General features: G+C 59.0%; 22 protein-coding genes, 2 pseudogenes and 1 riboswitch. Of the genes and pseudogenes, 9 read left to right on the top strand and 15 right to left on the bottom strand.

Annotated elements, in window-relative coordinates:
- Nucleotides 1-11 precede the first annotated feature (11 nt).
- Nucleotides 12-194 carry a CbtB domain-containing protein gene (locus PSQ19_RS17990; RefSeq protein WP_328517694.1) on the bottom strand — a complete coding sequence of 61 codons (183 nt, stop codon included), beginning with the start codon at nt 192-194 and terminating at the stop codon, nt 12-14.
- 39 nt (nt 195-233) lie between these two features.
- Nucleotides 234-445, bottom strand: a riboswitch (cobalamin riboswitch).
- Between the two features lie 229 nt (nt 446-674).
- On the opposite strand from PSQ19_RS17990, the gene aztA reads away from it, so the two are divergent.
- The 4 genes and pseudogenes from aztA to PSQ19_RS17970 all read left to right on the top strand — a co-directional run bounded on the left by aztA (nt 675) and on the right by PSQ19_RS17970 (nt 3,654).
- Nucleotides 675-1,439, top strand: a complete 765-nt coding sequence (gene aztA / locus PSQ19_RS17985) for a zinc ABC transporter ATP-binding protein AztA (RefSeq protein ID WP_282218871.1) — start codon at nt 675-677, stop codon at nt 1,437-1,439.
- Nucleotides 1,436-2,309, top strand: a pseudogene (locus PSQ19_RS17980) (metal ABC transporter permease). Before aztA ends, PSQ19_RS17980 begins: the two are co-directional and overlap by 4 nt.
- 10 nt (nt 2,310-2,319) lie before the next feature.
- The gene (locus PSQ19_RS17975) at nt 2,320-3,207 is read left to right on the top strand and encodes a metal ABC transporter substrate-binding protein (RefSeq protein WP_282218869.1); all 888 of its coding nucleotides are present in this window, start codon (nt 2,320-2,322) and stop codon (nt 3,205-3,207) included.
- A gap of 21 nt (nt 3,208-3,228) precedes the next feature.
- Nucleotides 3,229-3,654, top strand: coding sequence for a Fur family transcriptional regulator (locus PSQ19_RS17970; protein WP_282220742.1), 426 nt, complete (start codon nt 3,229-3,231; stop codon nt 3,652-3,654).
- A gap of 4 nt (nt 3,655-3,658) precedes the next feature.
- Here PSQ19_RS17970 and rsmD read toward each other — a convergent pair whose 3' ends face one another.
- The 12 genes and pseudogenes from rsmD to PSQ19_RS17910 all read right to left on the bottom strand — a co-directional run bounded on the left by rsmD (nt 3,659) and on the right by PSQ19_RS17910 (nt 13,786).
- Nucleotides 3,659-4,213 (bottom strand): 16S rRNA (guanine(966)-N(2))-methyltransferase RsmD, encoded by a 555-nt coding sequence (rsmD, locus tag PSQ19_RS17965; protein ID WP_282218868.1) that lies wholly within the window; start codon nt 4,211-4,213, stop codon nt 3,659-3,661.
- Between the two features lie 3 nt (nt 4,214-4,216).
- On the bottom strand, nt 4,217-4,549 hold the full coding sequence (locus PSQ19_RS17960; protein ID WP_282218867.1) for a hypothetical protein: 333 nt from the start codon (nt 4,547-4,549) through the stop codon (nt 4,217-4,219).
- Nucleotides 4,546-5,907, bottom strand: coding sequence for a pseudouridine synthase (locus tag PSQ19_RS17955; RefSeq protein WP_282218866.1), 1,362 nt, complete (start codon nt 5,905-5,907; stop codon nt 4,546-4,548). The genes PSQ19_RS17960 and PSQ19_RS17955 overlap by 4 nt, the downstream gene beginning before the upstream one ends.
- A 90-nt stretch (nt 5,908-5,997) precedes the next feature.
- Nucleotides 5,998-6,693: a hypothetical protein gene (locus tag PSQ19_RS17950; protein ID WP_282218865.1), complete on the bottom strand. Its 696-nt coding sequence runs from the start codon at nt 6,691-6,693 to the stop codon at nt 5,998-6,000.
- 121 nt (nt 6,694-6,814) lie between these two features.
- Entirely contained in the window at nt 6,815-7,372 is a 558-nt protein-coding gene (gene lspA, locus PSQ19_RS17945; protein ID WP_282218864.1) for a signal peptidase II, read from the bottom strand.
- Nucleotides 7,373-7,445: 73 nt separating this feature from the next.
- Nucleotides 7,446-10,441 (bottom strand): annotated as a pseudogene (gene ileS / locus PSQ19_RS17940) (isoleucine--tRNA ligase).
- Nucleotides 10,442-10,536: 95 nt separating this feature from the next.
- Nucleotides 10,537-10,815: a riboflavin kinase gene (locus PSQ19_RS17935; RefSeq protein WP_282218863.1), complete on the bottom strand. Its 279-nt coding sequence runs from the start codon at nt 10,813-10,815 to the stop codon at nt 10,537-10,539.
- Nucleotides 10,809-11,507, bottom strand: a complete 699-nt coding sequence (gene ribF / locus PSQ19_RS17930) for a bifunctional riboflavin kinase/FMN adenylyltransferase (protein ID WP_282218862.1) — start codon at nt 11,505-11,507, stop codon at nt 10,809-10,811. Before ribF ends, PSQ19_RS17935 begins: the two co-directional genes overlap by 7 nt.
- 68 nt (nt 11,508-11,575) lie before the next feature.
- A complete protein-coding gene (locus tag PSQ19_RS17925) occupies nt 11,576-11,770 on the bottom strand; it encodes a hypothetical protein (protein ID WP_282218861.1) in 195 nt (64 codons plus the stop codon).
- Nucleotides 11,757-12,347, bottom strand: coding sequence for an HAD family hydrolase (locus PSQ19_RS17920; RefSeq protein ID WP_282220741.1), 591 nt, complete (start codon nt 12,345-12,347; stop codon nt 11,757-11,759). The genes PSQ19_RS17925 and PSQ19_RS17920 overlap by 14 nt, the downstream gene beginning before the upstream one ends.
- Before the next feature lie 201 nt (nt 12,348-12,548).
- Nucleotides 12,549-13,316, bottom strand: coding sequence for an EAL domain-containing protein (locus PSQ19_RS17915; protein WP_282218860.1), 768 nt, complete (start codon nt 13,314-13,316; stop codon nt 12,549-12,551).
- Nucleotides 13,301-13,786, bottom strand: coding sequence for a hypothetical protein (locus tag PSQ19_RS17910; protein ID WP_282218859.1), 486 nt, complete (start codon nt 13,784-13,786; stop codon nt 13,301-13,303). Before PSQ19_RS17910 ends, PSQ19_RS17915 begins: the two co-directional genes overlap by 16 nt.
- A gap of 225 nt (nt 13,787-14,011) precedes the next feature.
- Here PSQ19_RS17910 and PSQ19_RS17905 point away from each other — a divergent pair, with 225 nt between their 5' ends.
- On the top strand, nt 14,012-15,439 hold the full coding sequence (locus tag PSQ19_RS17905) for a sigma-54-dependent transcriptional regulator (protein ID WP_282218858.1): 1,428 nt from the start codon (nt 14,012-14,014) through the stop codon (nt 15,437-15,439).
- Here the strand turns inward: PSQ19_RS17905 and PSQ19_RS17900 are convergent, their stop codons facing one another.
- Entirely contained in the window at nt 15,440-15,802 is a 363-nt protein-coding gene (locus PSQ19_RS17900; protein ID WP_282218857.1) for a DUF427 domain-containing protein, read from the bottom strand.
- A 215-nt stretch (nt 15,803-16,017) separates the two neighbouring features.
- Between PSQ19_RS17900 and groES the strand changes: the two genes are divergently transcribed.
- The 4 genes from groES (at nt 16,018) to PSQ19_RS17880 (ending at nt 18,882) form a co-directional block, all read left to right on the top strand.
- On the top strand, nt 16,018-16,308 hold the full coding sequence (groES, locus tag PSQ19_RS17895) for a co-chaperone GroES (protein WP_282212131.1): 291 nt from the start codon (nt 16,018-16,020) through the stop codon (nt 16,306-16,308).
- Nucleotides 16,309-16,359: 51 nt separating this feature from the next.
- The gene (gene groL, locus PSQ19_RS17890) at nt 16,360-18,009 is read left to right on the top strand and encodes a chaperonin GroEL (protein ID WP_282218856.1); all 1,650 of its coding nucleotides are present in this window, start codon (nt 16,360-16,362) and stop codon (nt 18,007-18,009) included.
- 144 nt (nt 18,010-18,153) lie between these two features.
- Entirely contained in the window at nt 18,154-18,387 is a 234-nt protein-coding gene (locus PSQ19_RS17885) for a BrnA antitoxin family protein (protein WP_282218855.1), read from the top strand.
- 12 nt (nt 18,388-18,399) lie between these two features.
- Nucleotides 18,400-18,882 carry a GNAT family N-acetyltransferase gene (locus PSQ19_RS17880; protein WP_282218854.1) on the top strand — a complete coding sequence of 161 codons (483 nt, stop codon included), beginning with the start codon at nt 18,400-18,402 and terminating at the stop codon, nt 18,880-18,882.
- Here the strand turns inward: PSQ19_RS17880 and PSQ19_RS17875 are convergent, their stop codons facing one another.
- Nucleotides 18,883-19,632 (bottom strand): TSUP family transporter, encoded by a 750-nt coding sequence (locus tag PSQ19_RS17875; protein ID WP_282218853.1) that lies wholly within the window; start codon nt 19,630-19,632, stop codon nt 18,883-18,885.
- Between the last annotated feature and the right edge of the window lie 51 nt (nt 19,633-19,683).

The raw sequence follows: 19,683 nt of genomic DNA, 5'->3' as shown, positions 1-19,683 counted from the left end.
TTCCAAATAGCCTAGTGGCAGGGAAAACCCATGGCATGGCGGGTGTCGTGGGCGCCATTATGCAGGGCCATGTCGCTGGCAAAACCGACGCCGTAGAGCATGGTCAGGCCCAAAAACAAGGCAAGACCGGCGGCGATGGCGCGCTGGGAAATTGAAAGAGAGGCAAGAGTGGTCGTCTGGGTCGTTATATTCAAGGCAACACCCTCCGTGTGCGTGTGACAGTGTGGGCACAAGCCCGTTCATCTGTGCTGGCAGGTCTCCTGACTCGCGGTGGATACAGCCCCTCGCCTTCCCGACCAAATTGGCCAGTGGCATTTGAAAGAAGCGCACCGCTTACAGTTGCGGGGGCAGTCCCGGTTTTGGCCCCTGATGGGTAATCCGCACCGTGTTCCCTTTTGATCCTGTTGCCACCTGGGCGCGAGGAACCATCACCCCTTTGGTGTGCCATGACGGGGCGAACAGGTCAATGCGCCAGAACCGGTGTCTGACCGATTGACGCGCCGAATGCTATTGCGCTAAATGTAATGATATTACATATCGACGCGGTATAGGCGATCCATGAGCGAGTATTTTCGAAAGATCAGCATGGCACGCATGGATGCGCGGGTTCGCGTTGGCCTGGTGCTACTGCCAATTGCATTTATCTGGCTGGTGATTGGCTGGTTGGTGCAGCAATGAGCGGGGCAATCGAGCTTGATAATCTGACACTGGGCTATGACGGGCACCCCGCCGTGCATCATTTGAGCGGCACTTTTTCGCACGGGTCGATGTCGGCGGTAGTCGGCCCTAACGGGTCTGGCAAATCAACACTGCTCAAGGCCATTGCCGGGGTTCTGAGGCCGCTGGAGGGCCGCATTGTCCAAGCTGGCGACAGGCGGCAGGCCATGGCCTATTTGCCGCAGCGCGCCGAGATCGACCGGAGTTTTCCAGCTGACGTCACCGATCTTGTGGCTTTGGGCCTGTGGAAGTGGCGTGGGCTGTTCGGCGCCATTGGCCGCCATGACATCAAGGCGCTTGAAGCCGCCTTGCAGGCCGTGGGGCTGGTCGGATTTGAGCGACGCGGCATTGATACTTTGTCGGGCGGGCAATTGCAGCGGGCACTGTTTGCGCGGGTATTGTTGCAGGACGCCAAGGTGATCCTGCTCGACGAGCCCTTTACCGCGATTGACGAGAAAACGGTCAGCGATCTGGTGGGGCTGGTGCAGCGCTGGCATGGCGAAGGACGCACGGTGATTGCCGTGCTGCATGACGCTGAACTGGTGCGGCAAATATTCCCCCAGACATTGCTGCTGGCGCGCGAACTGATCGGCTGGGGGCCGACTGAAACGGTGATGACGCGCGAAAATCTGCGCCGGTCGCGAGGCATGACCGAGGCTTGGGACGAGCATGCACCCTGGCACGAGGACGGGCATGGCCATAGCCATGAGGCGGCGCAATGAGCCTTTATCAGCTATTGATCGAACCGTTTGCGCAATATGGCTTTATGGGAAGGGCGCTGGCAGGCGCGATGATCCTGACGCTGAGTGCGGGGCCGGTAGGCGTGTTCCTGACGCTGCGGCGGATGAGCCTGACCGGGGACGCCATGGCGCATGCGATTTTGCCCGGCGCGGCGGCGGGGTTTCTAATCTCGGGGCTGGCCATCCTGCCGATGACCCTGGGCGGGTTTGCGGCTGGACTGATCGTGGCGCTTCTGGCGGGGCTGGTGGCGCGGTTCAGCATTCAACGCGAGGATTCAAGCCTTGCGGCGTTTTACCTGATTTCGCTGGCGTTGGGGGTGATGCTGATCAGCCTGCGCGGGTCGAATGTTGATTTGATGCATGTGCTGTTTGGCACGGTTCTGGCGCTCAATAATGATGCCTTGATCATGATCGGGGCGATTGTCAGTATTTCGCTGGTGGGGCTGGCGATCATCTGGCGGGGGTTGGTGGCGGAATGTCTTGATCCGAACTTTTTGCGGAGTGTCTCGCGAGCCGGGCATCCGGTTCATCTGGTCTTTCTGGGACTGGTGGTGCTGAACCTTGTGGGGGGATTTCAGGCGCTGGGGACGTTGTTGGCCGTGGGACTGATGATGTTGCCGGCGGCGGCGGCGCGGTTCTGGGTGCGGGGGCTAGAGGCGATGTGCGGGCTGGCAATCGGCATCGGGGCGGTGTCGAGCCTATTTCGGCTTGCTGATTTCCTATCATTTGAGCGTGGCGTCGGGGCCGGCAATCATTTTGGTGGCGGGGTTGGGTTATGCCGTGTCGCTGATTTTCGGGCGACGGGGCGTGGTGTTTTCAAGGCTGCACTCGCGGCGGCACAGAATTGCGTAAGGAGAATTGAATGATCAAACGGGCGGTTTTGGTGCTGGCATTGGGTTTGCTGGGGGGCGGTCATGCGGTCATGGCAGCACCGGTCAAGGCGGTGGCGAGCTTTTCCATTCTGGGCGATATGGTTGCGCGGGTCGGCGGCGACCGGGTGGCGGTTACCACGATTGTGGGCCCCAATGCCGACACCCATATTTACGATCCAAAACCGGGCGATGTGGTCAGCCTTGCCAAGGCAGATGTGTTTTTCGTCAATGGACTGCATTTTGAAGGATGGCTTGAGCGGTTCGTTGGCTCGACCGGTTTTGAGGGACCGGTGGTAGTGGCCAGCGAGGGTATCACGCCGCGGGAAATGGACGAGGATGGCAGAGTGGAGGTTGATCCTCACGCCTGGCAGGATTTGACCAATGGCGTGACCTATGTGCGCAATATTGCGGCGGGTCTGTGTAGCGTCGATGCGGACGGTTGCGCCCTTTATGAGGCCAACGCCAAAGTCTATGCCGACGAAATGCTGGCGCTTGACGCGGCAACGCGGGCGCAGTTTGACGCCATTCCGCAAACGCGGCGACAAGTAATTACCAGCCACGATGCATTTGGCTATTTTGGCGCGGCGTATGGCATCAATTTCCTGTCCCCTGAGGGGATTTCTACCGAGAGCGAAGCTTCGGCGGCGGATGTGGCCAAGCTGATCGAGCAGGTGCGCTCGGTCGGCGCGAAAACGCTGTTTGTCGAGAATATGAGTGATCAACGATTGCTGGAGCAGATCGGGCGCGAAACCGGGGCGGCGATTGGCGGCGCGCTTTATGCCGATGCCCTGTCGACGCCGGACCAAGGCGCGGTCACTTACCTTGAGATGTTCAGCCATAATGTCGCGCAATTATTGCCGGCAATGACGGCGCAATAGCGGAGCGGGATCATGGCGGGAATGGGCGACGATCATGCTGGGCATGACCATGTGTGGGCTGACGATCTGACCAAAAATCAGGGACTGGTGCTTGGCACTCTTGCCCATTCGGACGGGCCGCTATCGGCCTATGACATTCTGGACAAGTTGCGGGAGGATGGGTTGCGCGCGCCGTTGCAAGTTTATCGGGCGCTCGACAAGTTGATGGAGCGCGGGCTGGCGCATCGGCTGGAATCGCTGAATGCCTTTGTCGCCTGCGCCGACGCCAATTGTCATCGACGCGGGCTGATTGCCTTTGCCATTTGTGAGGATTGCGGCAAGGTCGATGAGTTTGCAGATCCGCTGATCGACGAGCGTCTTGGGGTATGGGCCGGTGCCAAGGGGTTTGCGGTGGCGCGGACAACCATGGAAATTCGGGGCAAATGCGCCACTTGCGCCGCCGCCTGACGGGTCAGGCCGTATAGGACAGCAAATGAATGGCGGCGGCACCGTAAACGCGGCGGTCGATCAGTTCAAAGCCGGTGGGAAGTGTGATTTCGGCCTCGGCACTTTCCTCAAATGCCAACGTCGCACCGGGCGCCAGCCAGCCTTTTGTCAGGCACCCCAAGGCAGCTTCGCCCATGCCCTCATTATAGGGAGGGTCTAGAAAAACCAGATCGAAGGGTTTGATCGAGCCGGGAACGCCCAGATCTGTGGCGTCGCGGCGCAGGAGCCTTGTAACCCCACCTGCCCCGAAGGCTTCGATATGATCGCGGATGATGCCGCGCGCCTCGGCGCCCATATCGACAAAGGTGACGTGGGTTGCGCCGCGCGACAGCGCTTCAAGGCCCAAGGCGCCGGTACCGGCGAACAGGTCAAAGACCCGCAAGCCTTCAAAATTGGGGCCAAGGCGACTGGCCAGAATATTGAACAGGTTTTCGCGCACCCGATCCGCCGTGGGGCGAATCGACAGGTCCGACGGCGATATCAGTTGCTTGCCCCGAAATTTACCCGAAACGATGCGCATGGATCAGCCGCGCGGCTTGCGCGGACCGCCCGAAGGTCGGCCGCCGCCGGACCGCCCACCGGGTGCCGGACGACCACCAGGTGCCGGGCGGCCGCCAGAGCGTCCACCGGGACGCGGGCCACGCGCAGGGGCGGCACCATCGCGCTTGGGCTGAGGCTTACCGTCAGGGCGGGTTCTGGGCTTGCCATAAGTCTTGCCCACCGAACCCAATTCGTCGCGACCCGGACGCTGACGTTCGCCTTCGGGGCGCTTGTTGCCGGCACGTGCGGGGCGCTCTGAATCAGCGCGGAAGCTGCGCGGTTTTTCGGAAAAATTGCGGCCGGGGCGACCAGTCACCGGATGGGGTGACTGAGTGCGTTCATTGTCGGGGCGGGTGCGCTGCGCGAAGGCGCGGGCCGGCCGCTCGGTATCGGGGCGACGCTGGGGGCGTTCGCCATCGGGACGCCGCTGCGGACGGTCACCGAAATCACGTTTTGGCTTGTCCGCAAATGAGCGTTTGGGGCGATCGCTGCCGACATCGTCGCGGCGCGGACCGCGTGGCTTGTCATCAAAGGATTTGCGCTGACCATCGGCGCGGGGCCCACCCTTGCCGAATGGTTTATCGCCAGTATCGCCTCGTCCCGGCTTCTTGCCATAGGTTTTTTCGACAAAGTCTTCCTCACGGCCATCGTCGAAGATGATTTTGCGTGGGGGGCGGTTTCGCCCAAATCGCGATCATCGAACCGCTTGACCGGTGGGGCGGAGCGGGTAGCTCCAAAACGGCCGGGACGATCCTGGCGCGGCTTTTCCTCGCGAATTTCGCGCTCGGTCTTTTCCGCACTATCGGTAAAGCGGAAGCGCTGTTTTGCAATTTCGACGGTATTGGTGCCGCGCCCTGTCAGACGGTCGCGGGTGGGCTTTCCAACCAGTTCTTCCTTGCCGGGCATTTCGCTATCGAAATCGACATCGGCCTCTTCGGCGAGGCGTTTGCCAAGCTGTTCACGCAGCATCCGTGCCTTGACGGTTTCGACGGCACCGATGGGAATATCGGCCAGTTGGAAGGGGCCATAGCTGACCCGGATCAGTCGATTGACCTCAAGACCAAGGGCGCCAAGCACGTTCTTGACTTCGCGATTTTTGCCTTCACGCAGGGCCATGGTCAGCCAGACATTGGCCCCCTGCTCGCGTTCCAGTTTGGCTTCGATGGCGCCATAGCGAATGCCTTCGATCTCGATGCCATTGGCCAAACCATCAAGCGCCGCCTGGGTAACAACACCATGGGCGCGAACGCGATAGCGGCGCAGCCAGCCGGTGGCAGGCAGTTCGAGCACGCGCTTGAGCCCACCATCATTGGTGAGTAGCAAAAGGCCTTCGGTATTGATATCGAGGCGGCCAACTGTGACGACGCGCGGCAGGCCATGGGTTGCCAGTGCTTCAAAAATTGTCGGGCGGCCTTCGGGATCTTTTTCTGTGACCACCAGACCCGCCGGCTTATGATAGAGCCAGACGCGCGTGCCCTGCCGGGCAGCAAGTGGGGCGCCATCGACTATGACCTTGTCGCGATCCGTGACGTTGAAGGCCGGTGTGAGGACTTTCTTGCCATTGACCTCGACGCGTCCTGCCGTGATCCAGGTTTCAGCGTCGCGGCGTGAACACAGGCCCGAACGGGCAATGACCTTTGCCAGACGGTCACCGGTGGCGGGCGTTTCACTCATGGCATCAAGCCTTCATAACATGCGGGACCCAAATGGGCGGCGCGGATAGGGAAAAGCTCCGCCAGTGCGGCGGAGCGGAAAAGTGAAGGCTTAGTTGCCGTTGTCGTTGCGGCCCAGAACATTGTTGACGTCGGAGCCGATCAGGCCATCGCCGTTTGGCGTCGCACGGCCAAGGGCCTGACGAATATCGAGCGGACATTTTGGATCACTCAAGGTGACCAGTTCACCATTGGCGGCCTTGCAGACCGTATCGCGACCGCCAACAGTGGTGAAATATTCATCAGGCGGCAGATAAAGCGGCCGCTTGCCATTGACCTTGATCGACTTGTTCGCCGCCATCATACGCGCGGTCAAGGCGCGCGATTCAACTTCGGTCAGCGGGCGACCAGAGAGCGACCGCAGATCAACAACGCGGGCATTGCGCAAGCGCGACAGGTCGGCTTCAGTCAAATTGGACGTATCGATCTGCACGCTATCGCTATCGACCGGCAACTGGCTCGCAATCGAGGTGGTTGGCGTGGGAAGGCTGGCCGTATCGCGCGGCAGCGCCAGTGGCGCACGCGGCGTTGTCGGCTCTTCCTTTGGGGCGTCCTTGGGGATCAGCCCGACGCCCTGAGCCGTCGAGGTGATCACCTCGCGCTCAAAGGTGCCCGGATCGGACAGCGCGTTCGTACCTTCAACCGTCGTGCAACCGGCAAGAGCCGCCAGCACCAGCAGGCCAAGGGCCATCCGGCCCGTCCGGGTTCCGGCCGAAAGAGCAATCTGCCCGGTCAATCCATTGCGCATGAAACGTCCTTCAAAGCTAACGGCGGCGCTTATAGCGCATTGTCGCGCCTAAGACCAGATTCTGGCAGTAAAGTGTTCGCCTCGGCTTTACACCAGCAAGCGTGACCGGCACGACACATTTTCAGACCTTGGCGGCGCGAGTGCGACCCACGCCCAACAGATCGAGAATCAACAGGATGACGCCGAATGTGATCGCCACATCGGCAAGGTTGAAGATATAGAACCCCTGCCCGCCAATATGGAAATAAAAAAAATCGGCAACGGCGCCGAAAAGATAACGATCCAGTGCGTTGGACAAGGCGCCACCGATGCAAAGCGCCAACCCGATACGAATCAATTCGCTGTCAGCCTTGAACCACCATATGGCCAACGCCACAATGGCGACCGCCATAACGAGGCCCAATACCCAGACAGGCAGGCCATCGAGCAGACCATAGGAAATGCCAGTGTTCCAGGTGAGCACATAGTCAAAAAAACCGGTGACGTGAATAATTTCACCACCGCGCCAATCGGTCATGGCGAACGGCACATATCCCGAAAAGGGCGTGACGCAAACGGATTGTCCCGGCGCGATGCAATCGGGGGCAATATGATAGGCCTTTTGCGCCCGATCGATGCCAAAAGCGAGGATCGCGGCGACCAGCGAGGTGTATATTGTGGCAAGGGATTTAAGCGTCATTACGGGGGTACCCCTCCCGATCTCCCCCATAATGGGGGAGGTGACGAGCGCATGGTGTTGAGGCACGGTCATGTCAGAGACCAGCGGCGGCGCGTTCGCGCAGCGCCTGTGCGTCGCGTGGTGTGACGTCAGGGAACTCAGGGTCGGCGCCGACTTCTGGCAGCACTTTCCATGAACGGGCGCAGCGGGTGCCCTCAGCCAATGCCGGTACAACGCCGACATTGGCAACCTCGTCGAGAACAAAGGCATTTTCGGGCGCTGGCCCTTCGATGATCTCGATAGCTGAGGTAATGGCGATATCGGCAAAGTCATGGCCATCGATTGCGGCTAGCAGCGCGGCATCGGCGACATAGACTTTTGGCGCCGCTTCGAGCGACGAACCAATGCGTTTTTCGCGGCGTTCGATTTCGAGCGCGCCAGTGACTACGCGGCGTACGGTGCGGATTTTGGCCCATTTTGCGGCAAGGTCGTCGTTGAACCAATTTTTCGGCACATCAGGGAACAGGCGCAGATGCACCGAAGAATCCTTGCCCGGATGGCGTTCGAGCCAAACCTCTTCCATGGTGAAGACCAGGATGGGCGCGAGCCAAGCCGTCAGGCAATCAAACAGGTGATTGAGCACTGTCAGGCCAGCGCGGCGACGGGTCGAGGAGATCGGATCGCAGTAAAGCGCATCCTTGCGGATATCGAAATAGAACGCTGATAGCCTCGATGTTCATGAAGTTGGACAGCAGCGAGACGATCTTTTTGTAGTCGAAATCATTGTAAGCCTGGCGCACCTGAACATCGAGCCTGAGCCAGCCGATGCAGCATCAGGCGTTCGAGTTCGGGCATGTCGGCAAAGCCGACCGCGTCGGCCGGATCATAGTGGGCGATATTGCCCAACAGCCAGCGCAGCGTATTGCGCAGCTTACGGTAGTTATCGACCGTGGTCTGGATGGCTTCCTTGCCCAGGCGCTGGTCTTCCCAATAATCGGTCGAGGCAACCCATAGGCGCAAAATATCGGCGCCGTACTGTTTGATGATGTCCTGCGGGGCCACTGTATTGCCCAGCGATTTACTCATCTTCTTGCCATCGCCATCCATGGTGAAACCATGGGTGAGCACAGCATCATAGGGGGCGCGACCACGGGTGGCGCAGCCTTCGAGCAGGGACGAATGGAACCAGCCGCGATGTTGGTCCGAGCCTTCGAGGTAAAGCGAGGCGGGCCATTTGAGGTCGGGCCATTTCTGCTTGTTTTCGAGGACGAAAGCGTGGGTCGATCCGCTATCGAACCAGACATCGAGAATGTCGCGGACCATATCGTAATCGGCGGGATCATGCCGGTCTTGCAGGAAGCGTTCCTTGGCGTCATCGGCGAACCAGGCGTCAGCGCCTTCGGCGGCGAAAGCCTCGACAATGCGGTGATTGACCACTTCATCGACAAGAATATCGTTGCTGTGTTTTTTGACGAAGACCGAGATCGGCACACCCCATGCGCGCTGGCGGCTGAGGACCCAGTCGGGCCGATCCGCGATCATGGCCCGCAGGCGGTTTTGGCCGGCACCGGGGACAAAGCGGGTGGCGTCGATGGCATTGAGGGCGCGAGAGCGCAGGGTGTCGCCCGCTTTTCCGGCAATGTCGCGATCCATATAAACGAACCATTGCGGGGTGTTGCGGAAGATCACCGGCTTTTTGGAGCGCCATGAATGGGGATAGGAATGTTTGACGCGGCCACGGGCGACCATAGCGCCGCGTACGGCCAAGGCGGCGATGACGCGGTCGTTTGCGTCGCCTTTTTTGCCTGAATCGTCGATGACGCGCGCGCCTTCAAGGCCCGGCGCGTCTTTGGTATAATAACCAGCGTCGTCGACGGCATAGGGGATTTTGGTGTCGATGCCACGTTCGCCCAACAGACGAGCGGAATCCATCCAGATGCCAAAGTCATCCAGACCGTGACCGGGCGCGGTGTGGACGAAACCGGTACCGGCGTCATCGGTGACGTGTTCGCCATCGAGCAGGGGGACGTCGAAATAGTAGCCGCTGCCGAGATTTTGCAATGGATGGGCGCAGACTATGCGTGACAGTTCTTCGGCAGAAACAGTGTCCAGCCGTTGGAACGCCTGAACTTTCGCCTTTGCAAAAACCTCAGTGGCGAGTTTGTCGGCGATGACGTACCTTTCGCCAGTTTTGGCCCAATTTTCACTTGGGGCTAGCGTGATTTCATACAAGCCATAACTTATCTTGCTTGAATATGATATCGCCCGATTAGCTGGAATCGTCCAAGGCGTAGTGGTCCAAATGACGACGAATGCCTCGTCCTGCACCAACCTCGGATTTATTTCATCCGCAGTCGGGGGACGTCGATCAACGTATGCTTCGCCGGGATCGCGGTGGCCACGCACTACCGGAAACTTTACCCAAATCGTGTCGCTTTCGATGTCGGCATATTCGATTTCGGCTTCGGCGAGGGCGGTGCGTTCGACGACCGACCACATGACGGGTTTTGAGCCGCGATAGAGTTGGCCGGAGGTGGCGACTTTCATCAGCTCGTTGGCGATGGTGGCTTCGGCATCAAAACTCATGGTCAGATAGGGATTTTCCCAATCGCCGAGCACGCCGAGGCGCTTGAATTCCTGGCGCTGCACATCGACCCATTTGGTTGCAAATGTGCGGCATTCCTGACGGAATTCATTGACCGGAACGTCATTCTTGTCGAGGCCCTTGGCGCGATATTGCTCTTCGATCTTCCATTCGATCGGCAGGCCATGGCAATCCCAACCCGGCACGTAGGCTGAATTGTAGCCCATCATCTGCATGGAACGCGACACCAGATCCTTGACGGTTTTGTTGAGCGCGTGGCCGATATGGATATTGCCATTGGCGTAGGGCGGGCCATCGTGCAGGGTGAATTTTGGCCGATCCCTGGCCTGTTCGCGCTGCATGGCGTAAATATCCATTTCCTCCCAGCGAGCCAGCCAATCCGGCTCACGCTTGGGCAATCCGGCGCGCATGGGAAAGTCGGTTTGCGGCAGGAAAAGCGTGGCCGAATAATCGGTTTCGGTGGGGGCGGAATTGGTGTCGGTCATTGCGGGCAATCAATCGATGAACGGATGTGGCCGCCTTGTAGCAAGGGCGGGCCCAAGGAGCAAAGGTTTTGGGTGCGTCGGTCGGACGGTTCAGGTTAAGAAAAACCTAGATGGGTATCCAGTTCGCTGATCGGGGCGGCGGCGGACAGGATGGTTTTGGCGGCAAGACTGTCGCGGCCCATGGCGGCAATCAGATCGGGCAGGCCGGCAAAAACCTGTTGTCCGCGAATGTGACCGACAAGGGCGACGGACAGGGTTTTTCCGTAAATATCTTCTGAAAAATCAAACAGATGGGTTTCAAACGGCGGCAGTTTGTTGTCGAACATCGGCTTGCCATAGGCGGCAACGCCATTAAAGCGTCGGTCGTTTAACATAACTCGTACGGCATAAACGCCCTGAGCGAGATGAAAGCCGGGGGCGTGGAAAGATTGGCGGTGGGATATCCCAGTTCGCGACCGCGCCGATCACCCTCGATCACCACGCCATCGATGAACCAGCGATAGCCCAGCAGGTGATTGGCCCGGGCAATATCGCCTTCGCCCAGCGCCGAGCGGATCAGCGACGAGGAAATGATATCGACCCCCTCCCCGATCAGTTCGAGCGTTTCCACCGCAAAGCCCTTGGCAATACCCGACGCCTTGAGGAAATCAGGCGTACCGCGCCGTCCGCGGCCAAAATGAAAGTCGGACCCGACGATGACACCCGATACCGCCAACGCATTGACGAGAAAGCGGGAAACAAAATCTTCGGCTTCAATCTGGGAAAAGTCGCGGTCAAACTTCATGATGACAATGCCATCGAGCCCCAGCGCCTCGGCCAGCCGCGCCTTGGCGTCGCCATCGGTCAACCGGAACATGAAGGGCTCGGGCGCGAATACGTCGCGCGGGTGCGGCTCGAAAGTGAGGACGATAGCGGGCACGCCGCGTTCGGCGGCACGCGTCTTCAGCGTTTCCATGACGTGCTGGTGACCGCGATGAAAGCCATCGAAATTGCCGATGGCCACCACGGCACCGCGCAGGGCGTCCGGAACATCATCAAGGTCGGATAGGTGGATAAAGTCGGTCACGTGGGCTAAATCCTCTGCTGGCGCGCAGGCGGGACGCAACGTGCATTGACGATACACATATTGCAACCCTACCAGACAAGGCGCGGTAGATAACCGGCCAGACGCACGCCACTGGGCGCCACCAGCGCCTCGATGGCGGCAGGATCGGGATTGGCGAAAGCGTCAATTTCAGCTGCGTGAATGGAGCCGGAAATAAACAGCAGATCAATGTCAAAATCAGCCGCGCCGGTCGCATCGGTGCGCACGCTGTCACCCACGGCCATAATGCGGGATCTCGTCGAGTTTACGCCCAGCCGCCACCTCGGCAAGCCGCAGGGCTTCGTCATAAATCGGCGCGAAGGGCTTGCCCGCCATCTGCACCATACCACCGCGTTCAGCGTAATAGTCGGCGAGAGCGCCGCCGCAATAGATCAGTTGGTCGCCGTGCTCGACCACCTTGTCGGGGTTTGCACAAATCATGGGCAGATCACGCTCGAGCCATTTGGACACACGGGGCGCATAGACTTCGGGCACTTCGTCGTCATGATCAAGATCGGTGACAACCACCACTTCAGCGTCGGCCACATCGCCTCGGATCAGGCCAAGCCCCTCGTACAGTTCATCATCGTCGGTAGGCGGTCCGACATGATGAATGACGCGGTCCCTATAGGGCGCGAGCAAGGCACGCGTGGCATCGCCCGACGATACAATGGCATCCCAGGCGGCGCGCGGTACACCAAATTGATCAAGCATTTCAACGACTGGCCGAGAGGGCAGCGGCGCGTTGGTAATGAGCACCACCACGCCGCCCTGGGCACGATAATTGACCAGCGCATCGACAGCCGAGGGAAAGGCCTTGATGCCATTATGAATGACACCCCAAACATCGCAGAGCAGCGCATCATAGGAAGGGGCGAGCCTGGGCGAGGCCGGATAATTGAATGGAGGGCATAAAAACCTGGGCGCTGGATTGGATCAGCCGTGGATTTGGCAGCTTTTGCAGAATAATCAAGTCATAAGGATGCCCGACGGCCCAAACGGGCGGCTGATCGACGCGAAAAACTACATTTCAGCGCGGCGCGGCATCATTGCGGACGGCACACGCTCGACACCAAGATCGGGTCGAACCGGACCGGCAGTGGCAATGTGATTGCCCTGCGCCAACACAATACCATCTTCGAGAAGTTCGAGAATTTGCGCCTCTCGCGTAATATTGGTCGCCAGCAGTTCGACCCCGAACCGGCCCAGATAATCAGCAATATCGGAGGGGTGAAAATCGGTAAAGGTTTCGGGAGAGGCCATGAATTGCGCCGCATCAACGCGTACGGATCGGACGGCTCGCGCGGCAAGGTCGGCAACGTCAGTGCGCAGGGACCTCGTATTGGCCAGCGAATAGCCAATGCCCTTCTTGACCATGGCGGCAACAACAGCGCGTTCAACCGTGTTGAGATTTGTCCAGTCGGCTTCTGGTACCAAGAACACAAGACCAGCACAAACAGCCCGATTGGCTTCGAGCGTTGCCAGTACTTGTTCGGCACCATTGGCATCGCTGAGGGTGGCACGCGACAGGGGGATAAACAGATTGCTGGCCTGGCCGTTGGTGCGGGCGCGGCGGGCTATAGTTACCGCTTCCATTAACGCCAATTGCTCGATCTGGCGGATAACATCGTGCCCCCCACGACGCGGCATGAAATCGACCTGATCGGCCAGGTCGCCATCCTCAAGCATCAGGCGTGGCACCAGATCGTGGCCAAAGGCGCGGCGCTGGGGCAATTTGACTGTTGGAAGGACATGAAAGATCAGGCGGTTTTCGGTCAGTGACTGGCGCAATTGGTCGAGCGAAATTTTGGGTTCCGGCTCGCGCAGCGGCGCGGCAATTGCAGGGGCGGCGGGCGCTGGACGCTCTGGTTGGGGGGCTTGGCGGCAGTCTTGCCGCGTTCCTCGATTTCAGAAACGGCTTCGGCAACCTGACGAATGACAGTGCCCAAAACCGAGATATCCGCCTCAACACCTTCAAGGCGCGGACCAGCCTCAAGATCGGCCAAGGCATTGATGCGTTGACCCAACACGGCCCCGGCCTGCGCATCAGTGGAGAGCAGGCGCGACAAATCCTCAATGGCGCGTTCGAGACGGTTTTCAGCACGTTGGCGCAGTTGACGTTCCACCAGCACCACCGCCACGCAGGCGAACATGACGGCGACCAGAAATGATTCGAGCGGCGTCAGGGTCAGCCCGTAATAGCTGGTGGCCCCCAAACCGAGGGCAGACAGCGCGATGAATATATAAACCAGTGACTGCACGAGCGGTCTCGGGCTCCATTGCCGAAGATTCGGTTACTCCTCTTAGCATCATGGGTAAGAGCGCAAAAGCGGACTATGCGCGCTATGCAGTGTTGTTTCGTCGTTTGGGAAGCAAAGCGGAACGGATTATTTACCCTGTTCGTCAACAATCGGGAAACCAAGGGCGCCGTGCGGTCGCGTCAAACCTTTGGCAGAATTGATTGTGATGAACAAGGATCGGGCTTTATGCCGAAGCTGAACCAAGCCGATACTGCCAGAGGTGGTTCGCTGTTGCTGATCGAGAGCGACGCGAAAAGCGCGCAATTACTGGTGGCGAGCCTGACGGAATGCCTGTCAGGAGCACCCGAAATCGTGACGGCACCCAATGGTCGGCAGGCACTGACCTGCCTGCGGTCGGCGCAGTTCGACATTATCTTGGCGGATCTGTCCAGCCTTGGCGATATCAGCGAACGCACCGAGGATGTTGTGGGGCGGCTGGTCAAATTGGCGCACGGCGCGTTGGTTCTGGCGCTTTCCGACGGCGCCTCGGTTTCTAGTGCGGTGGCCGCGATGCGGGCGGGCGCTCATGATTATGCGGTCAAGCCACTCAATGGCCCGGCGCTGGCAGCGCGGATCGGGGAAATGGCCGAGCGACACGGCAAGTGCCGAACGCTCTCGGTCGAAGCGACACCCCATATCGAGGTTGCCGATTTTGCCGGTTTTATTGGCGGCTCGAGCGCCATGCAATTTGTCTATGAACAGATCGAGCGCATCGCTGCATCGGCGGCGCCGGTATTCATTACCGGTGAAAGCGGCACGGGTAAGGATTTGTGTGCTGAAGCGTTGCACAGCAAGGGCCTGCGTACGGGCAAACCAATCATTGCGGTCAATTGTGCGGCGATTCCGCGTGACCTGATGGAAAGCGAATTGTTCGGGGTCGCACGTGGCGCTTTTACCGGTGCCCATGAAGACCGAAAGGGCGCCGCGGAACTGGCGGACGGGGGAACATTATTTCTCGATGAAATCGGGGAAATGGACCTGTCGCTGCAATCAAAGCTGTTGCGGTTCTTGCAGACAGGCGCGCTGAGCCGGCTCGGTGAGGCGGGCGTGCGGCAGGTCGATGTGCGGGTGATCTGCGCGACCAATCGCAATCCGATGCAATTGATCAGCGAGAAGAAATTTCGCGAGGACCTGTTCTATCGCCTGCATGTGCTGCCGATCCATTTACCGCCTTTGCGCCAACGCCCCACCGATGTGCTGGTTTTGGCGCGGCATTTTCTGGGACATTATGGCCAGGAAGAGCGCAAGACTTTTGCCGGTTTCAGCCCCGAAGCGGCCAATTGGCTGGTCTCGGGCGAATGGCCAGGCAATGTGCGTCAGCTGCAAAATCTGGTGCGGCGGCTGGTGGTGATGTACGATGGTGGTCAGATTACGGCCAGTATGGCCAAGACAGCGGATGTGGAAGGTCAGCATCGCCCGGCTGAAAATGTACCCGCAATGATGCCACAACCCGCCAGCATCCTGCCGATGTGGCAGCAGGAGCAACGCATAATTGAAAATGCGATTGTCCAGTTCGGGGGCAATATTTCCATGGCGGCCGCGGCATTGGAGATCAGCCCGTCAACGATTTATCGCAAGCGCCAAAGCTGGGCCGACCTTAGCCGCGTGGCCTGATCAGGCATCGTCGCGTTCGAACTTTATTTTGTCACCCGAAAAGGCAAGATGATCACGGATCGGTTCGGCCAGCGGGCGCGGGTCGGGGTAATACCAGACGGCATCCTCGGCGGTCGCGGTCAAGGTTTTCAGGGTAAAATAGGCCGCGTCGCCCATAGAAGGACTGTGGCTCGTGGTATCGGATGCCTCCAGAATGTCCGGCCGTACTTCATCGCGCGGAATATAGAGTTGCAGCGGTACGCCGGGCTCATCCACTTCAAGCGCATGGATGGTACTGACGATTTCGGCATCATCGAAAATGACGCGAACGCGGCCAGTGGCTGGCCTGATCTTGATGTCTTTGGGCTGTCCTTTGTCCGTCATGATTTCCTGCCAGTGCTGTTTATTCTGGTCAGGGACAAAACCATTCGCGCGGCTTTTGGTTGCCGCAAGGGGCAAAATGATAAATCTGTGCCGGTCGTGACCTTGACGCTCAACGGGGTCTCCCCTATATCCCCGCTCAGCTGTTAGCACTCTAGTATAGTGAGTGCCAACAAGCGTCAGATTTGCGTTTCATACAGTTTCTCATAGGAGCAAACATGAGCTTCCGTCCCCTGCACGACCGCGTGGTCGTCCGTCGCCTTGATGGCGAAGAAAAAACCAAAGGCGGGATCATCATCCCCGATACCGCCAAGGAAAAGCCAAGCGAAGGCGTTATCGTTTCAGTTGGCCCCGGTGCCCGTGATGACAATGGCAAGACCGTCGCCCCAGACGTCAAGGCTGGCGACCGCGTGCTGTTCGGCAAATGGAGCGGCACCGAGGTCAAGGTCGACGGCGAAGACCTGTTGATCATGAAAGAAAGCGACATCATGGGCGTCATCGAGGGCTAAGGCTTTCGCCTGACCCAACGATTTCCCATTTCATTATAAGGAGCGCCTCACATGGCTGCTAAAGAAGTAAAATTCTCCACCGATGCTCGCGACAAGATGCTGCGCGGCGTCAACATCCTGGCCAATGCGGTCAAGGTTACCCTTGGTCCAAAGGGCCGTAACGTTGTTATCGAAAAGTCTTTTGGTGCGCCGCGCATCACCAAGGACGGCGTGACCGTTGCCAAGGAAATCGAACTGGAAGACAAGTTCGAAAACATGGGCGCCCAGATGCTGCGCGCTGTTGCTTCCAAGACCAATGACACAGCAGGCGACGGTACCACCACCGCAACCCTTCTGGGTCAGTCGATTGTCAATGAAGGCGTCAAGGCAGTTGCCGCCGGCATGAACCCAATGGACGTCAAGCGCGGCATCGATCTGGCCGTGCTCGAAGTTGTCGAAAACCTCAAGACCCGCGCCAAGAAGATCACCTCGTCGTCCGAGGTTGCTCAGGTTGGCACCATTTCGGCCAATGGCGAAGCCTCGATCGGTGAAATGATCTCGGAAGCCATGCAGAAGGTTGGCAATGAGGGTGTTATCACCGTCGAAGAAGCCAAGACCGCCGAAACCGAACTCGATGTCGTTGAAGGCATGCAGTTCGACCGCGGTTACCTGTCGCCATACTTCGTGACCAATGCCGAGAAGATGACCGCTGTTCTTGATGAGCCGCTGATCCTTCTGCACGAAAAGAAGCTATCGAACCTGCAGGCCATCCTGCCAATCCTTGAATCGGTTGTGCAGAGCCAGCGTCCGCTTTTGATCATTGCCGAAGACATTGAAGGCGAAGCTTTGGCAACGCTGGTTGTCAATCGTCTGCGTGGCGGCCTCAAGGTTGCAGCCGTCAAGGCACCTGGTTTTGGCGATCGCCGCAAGGCAATGCTGGAAGACATCGCGATCCTGACCGGTGGCCAGGTTATCTCGGAAGATCTTGGCATCAAGCTGGAAAATGTCACCATCGACATGCTGGGCACTGCCAAGCGCGTTGAAATCACCAAGGAAAACACCACCATCGTTGATGGTGCTGGCACCAAGGACGACATTTCGGGCCGCGTGAACCAGATCAAGGCGCAGATCGAAGAAACCACTTCGGACTACGACAAGGAAAAGCTGCAGGAACGTTTGGCCAAGCTGGCTGGTGGCGTTGCCGTGATCAAGGTTGGCGGCTCGACCGAAATTGAAGTCAAGGAACGCAAGGACCGCGTTGATGACGCGCTCAATGCTACCCGTGCTGCTGTTGAAGAAGGCATCGTGCCCGGCGGCGGTACCGCGCTGTTGCGTGCGTCGTCCGACCTCAAGGCCAAGGGTGCAAACTCCGATCAGCAGGCTGGCATCAACATTGTTCGCCGTGCCCTGCAGGAGCCCGTGCGCCAGATCTCCAACAATGCGGGTGACGAAGGCTCCGTGGTTGTCGGCAAGATCCTGGAAAACGCATCGGTCGACTTTGGTTACAATGCCGCAACCGGCGAATATGGCGACATGATCGCCATGGGTATCGTTGATCCGGTCAAGGTGGTTCGCACCGCGCTGCAGGACGCCGCATCGGTTGCTTCGCTCTTAATTACCACCGAAGCCATGGTTGCCGAGGTCCCCAAGGAAGCTGCACCAGCAATGCCTGGCGGCGGCGGCATGGGCGGCATGGGCGGCATGGGCGGTATGGATTTCTGATCCAGCCCAACCAGAAGCTACGAAGTCTCGTTACTTCCCAGTCACGAACTTTGCCGGAGGCGCAGTGGAAACACTGCGCCTTTTTTGTTGTGTCGCGCCGTGGGTAGTGGCAAGCCATTGGGTCACGGCAGGAGGATACAGGCGATGAAATCACCGACGCGACGACCAACCAATGCACTGGACCGCGCTGAAGCCGCGTTCAAGTCCGCGACCAGCGGCCCGGAACCTGAGGCGCCGAAGAGTAACCGGGCGCCCGAAGGCAAGGAGCAGGTTTCACTGCGACTGGACCGCGCCGTTCTGGAGCATTTTCAGGATGATGGCCCCGGCTGGCAGGATCGGATCAACGCTGCCCTGAGAACGGCGGCGGGATTGGACTAGGAGTGCCGACGCATGGTCGAACGAGTTGATGATCCATCGTTTATCATCCGTATGGCATCCCACGATGACCAAGATGAGATCACCGGAATAGATAATCTGGCGGCCAAGGAGAGCGAACGCCTCGCGAATATCGGCAGGTGGATCTCGGATGGCTCATGTCATCTAATCGCGTGCGACGACACTGTGGCCGCCTATGGCGTTCTTACCGACCATTTTTTCGACAATGGATTTATCGAAATGCTGATGGTAGCCGAACGTTTTCGGCGGCGTGGGTTTGGTCTGGCACTCGTTGAACATTTCAAGACCATGTGTATTGGGCCCAAACTGTTCAGGCTCAACCAATCTGTCGAACCGACCGATGCACCAATTGCTTCTCAAAGCCGGGTTTTGTACCAGCGGCTATATAGAGAATTTGGACAAGAACGATCCGGAAATCGTGTTTTTCCGATCCGTCGCATAGCGAATTGTGGCGGTCGGTTTTCGACGGCGTCCTAATCAGGACCAAAACAGCAGTTTTAACGCCAGGGCAATCGAGACAAGGACGACGAGTGGGCGGATGAGGCGGGCACCGAAGCGGATGCCGGTATGGGCACCAAAATAGCCGCCAAGCAGCTGGCCGATGGCCATGGCGATGGCGGCGGGCCAGACAACGTCACCGGCGGGAATGAATATGGCGAGCGCCGCCAGGTTTGACGTCAGGTTGAGAACCTTGGTGTTGCCGGCGGCGCGGGTGAGGCCAAAACCAAACAGGGTGACGAAACCGATGGTAAAAAATGACCCGGTGCCGGGGCCAAAGATGCCATCGTAGAAGCCGATGATGAAACCCAGGAGAGGCACGAACCGGGCAAAACCGAGGCGGGCCGCCTTGTCAGCATCGGAAAGATTTGGCGCGAACAGAAAATAGAGCGCGATCGCTATGAGTGCGACCGGCACGGCGACAGCCAAAAGCGAAGTATCGGCCTGCTTGACGACCAACGCGCCGCAAAGACTGCCCGCGAAAGTGAGGGCGACGGCGGGCAGCAGGGCCCGGAGCTTTACAAAGCCGCGCCGCCAATAGGTGACCGCTGCCATGCCGGTGCCGAAAACAGATTGCATCTTGTTGGTGGCAAGCGCGGAAACCGGGGGCATGCCGGTGGCGAGCAAGGCAGGCAGCGCAATCATGCCGCCACCACCAGCGATGGCATCTATAAAGCCGGCGCACATGCCGACACCGGCCAGCGCCAGCAAAATCATCGGATCCAGCATTGCTTCCCCCGGCCGACAAGAACTGGGGGCGGTCCGTTACCCTTTTCCAAC

The sequence above is a fragment of the Devosia algicola genome, assembly GCF_028816455.1.
Lineage (GTDB): Bacteria > Pseudomonadota > Alphaproteobacteria > Rhizobiales > Devosiaceae > Devosia > Devosia algicola.
Note: the sequence above shows the minus strand (reverse complement) of the source record. Positions and strands in the feature narration are given on the sequence as shown.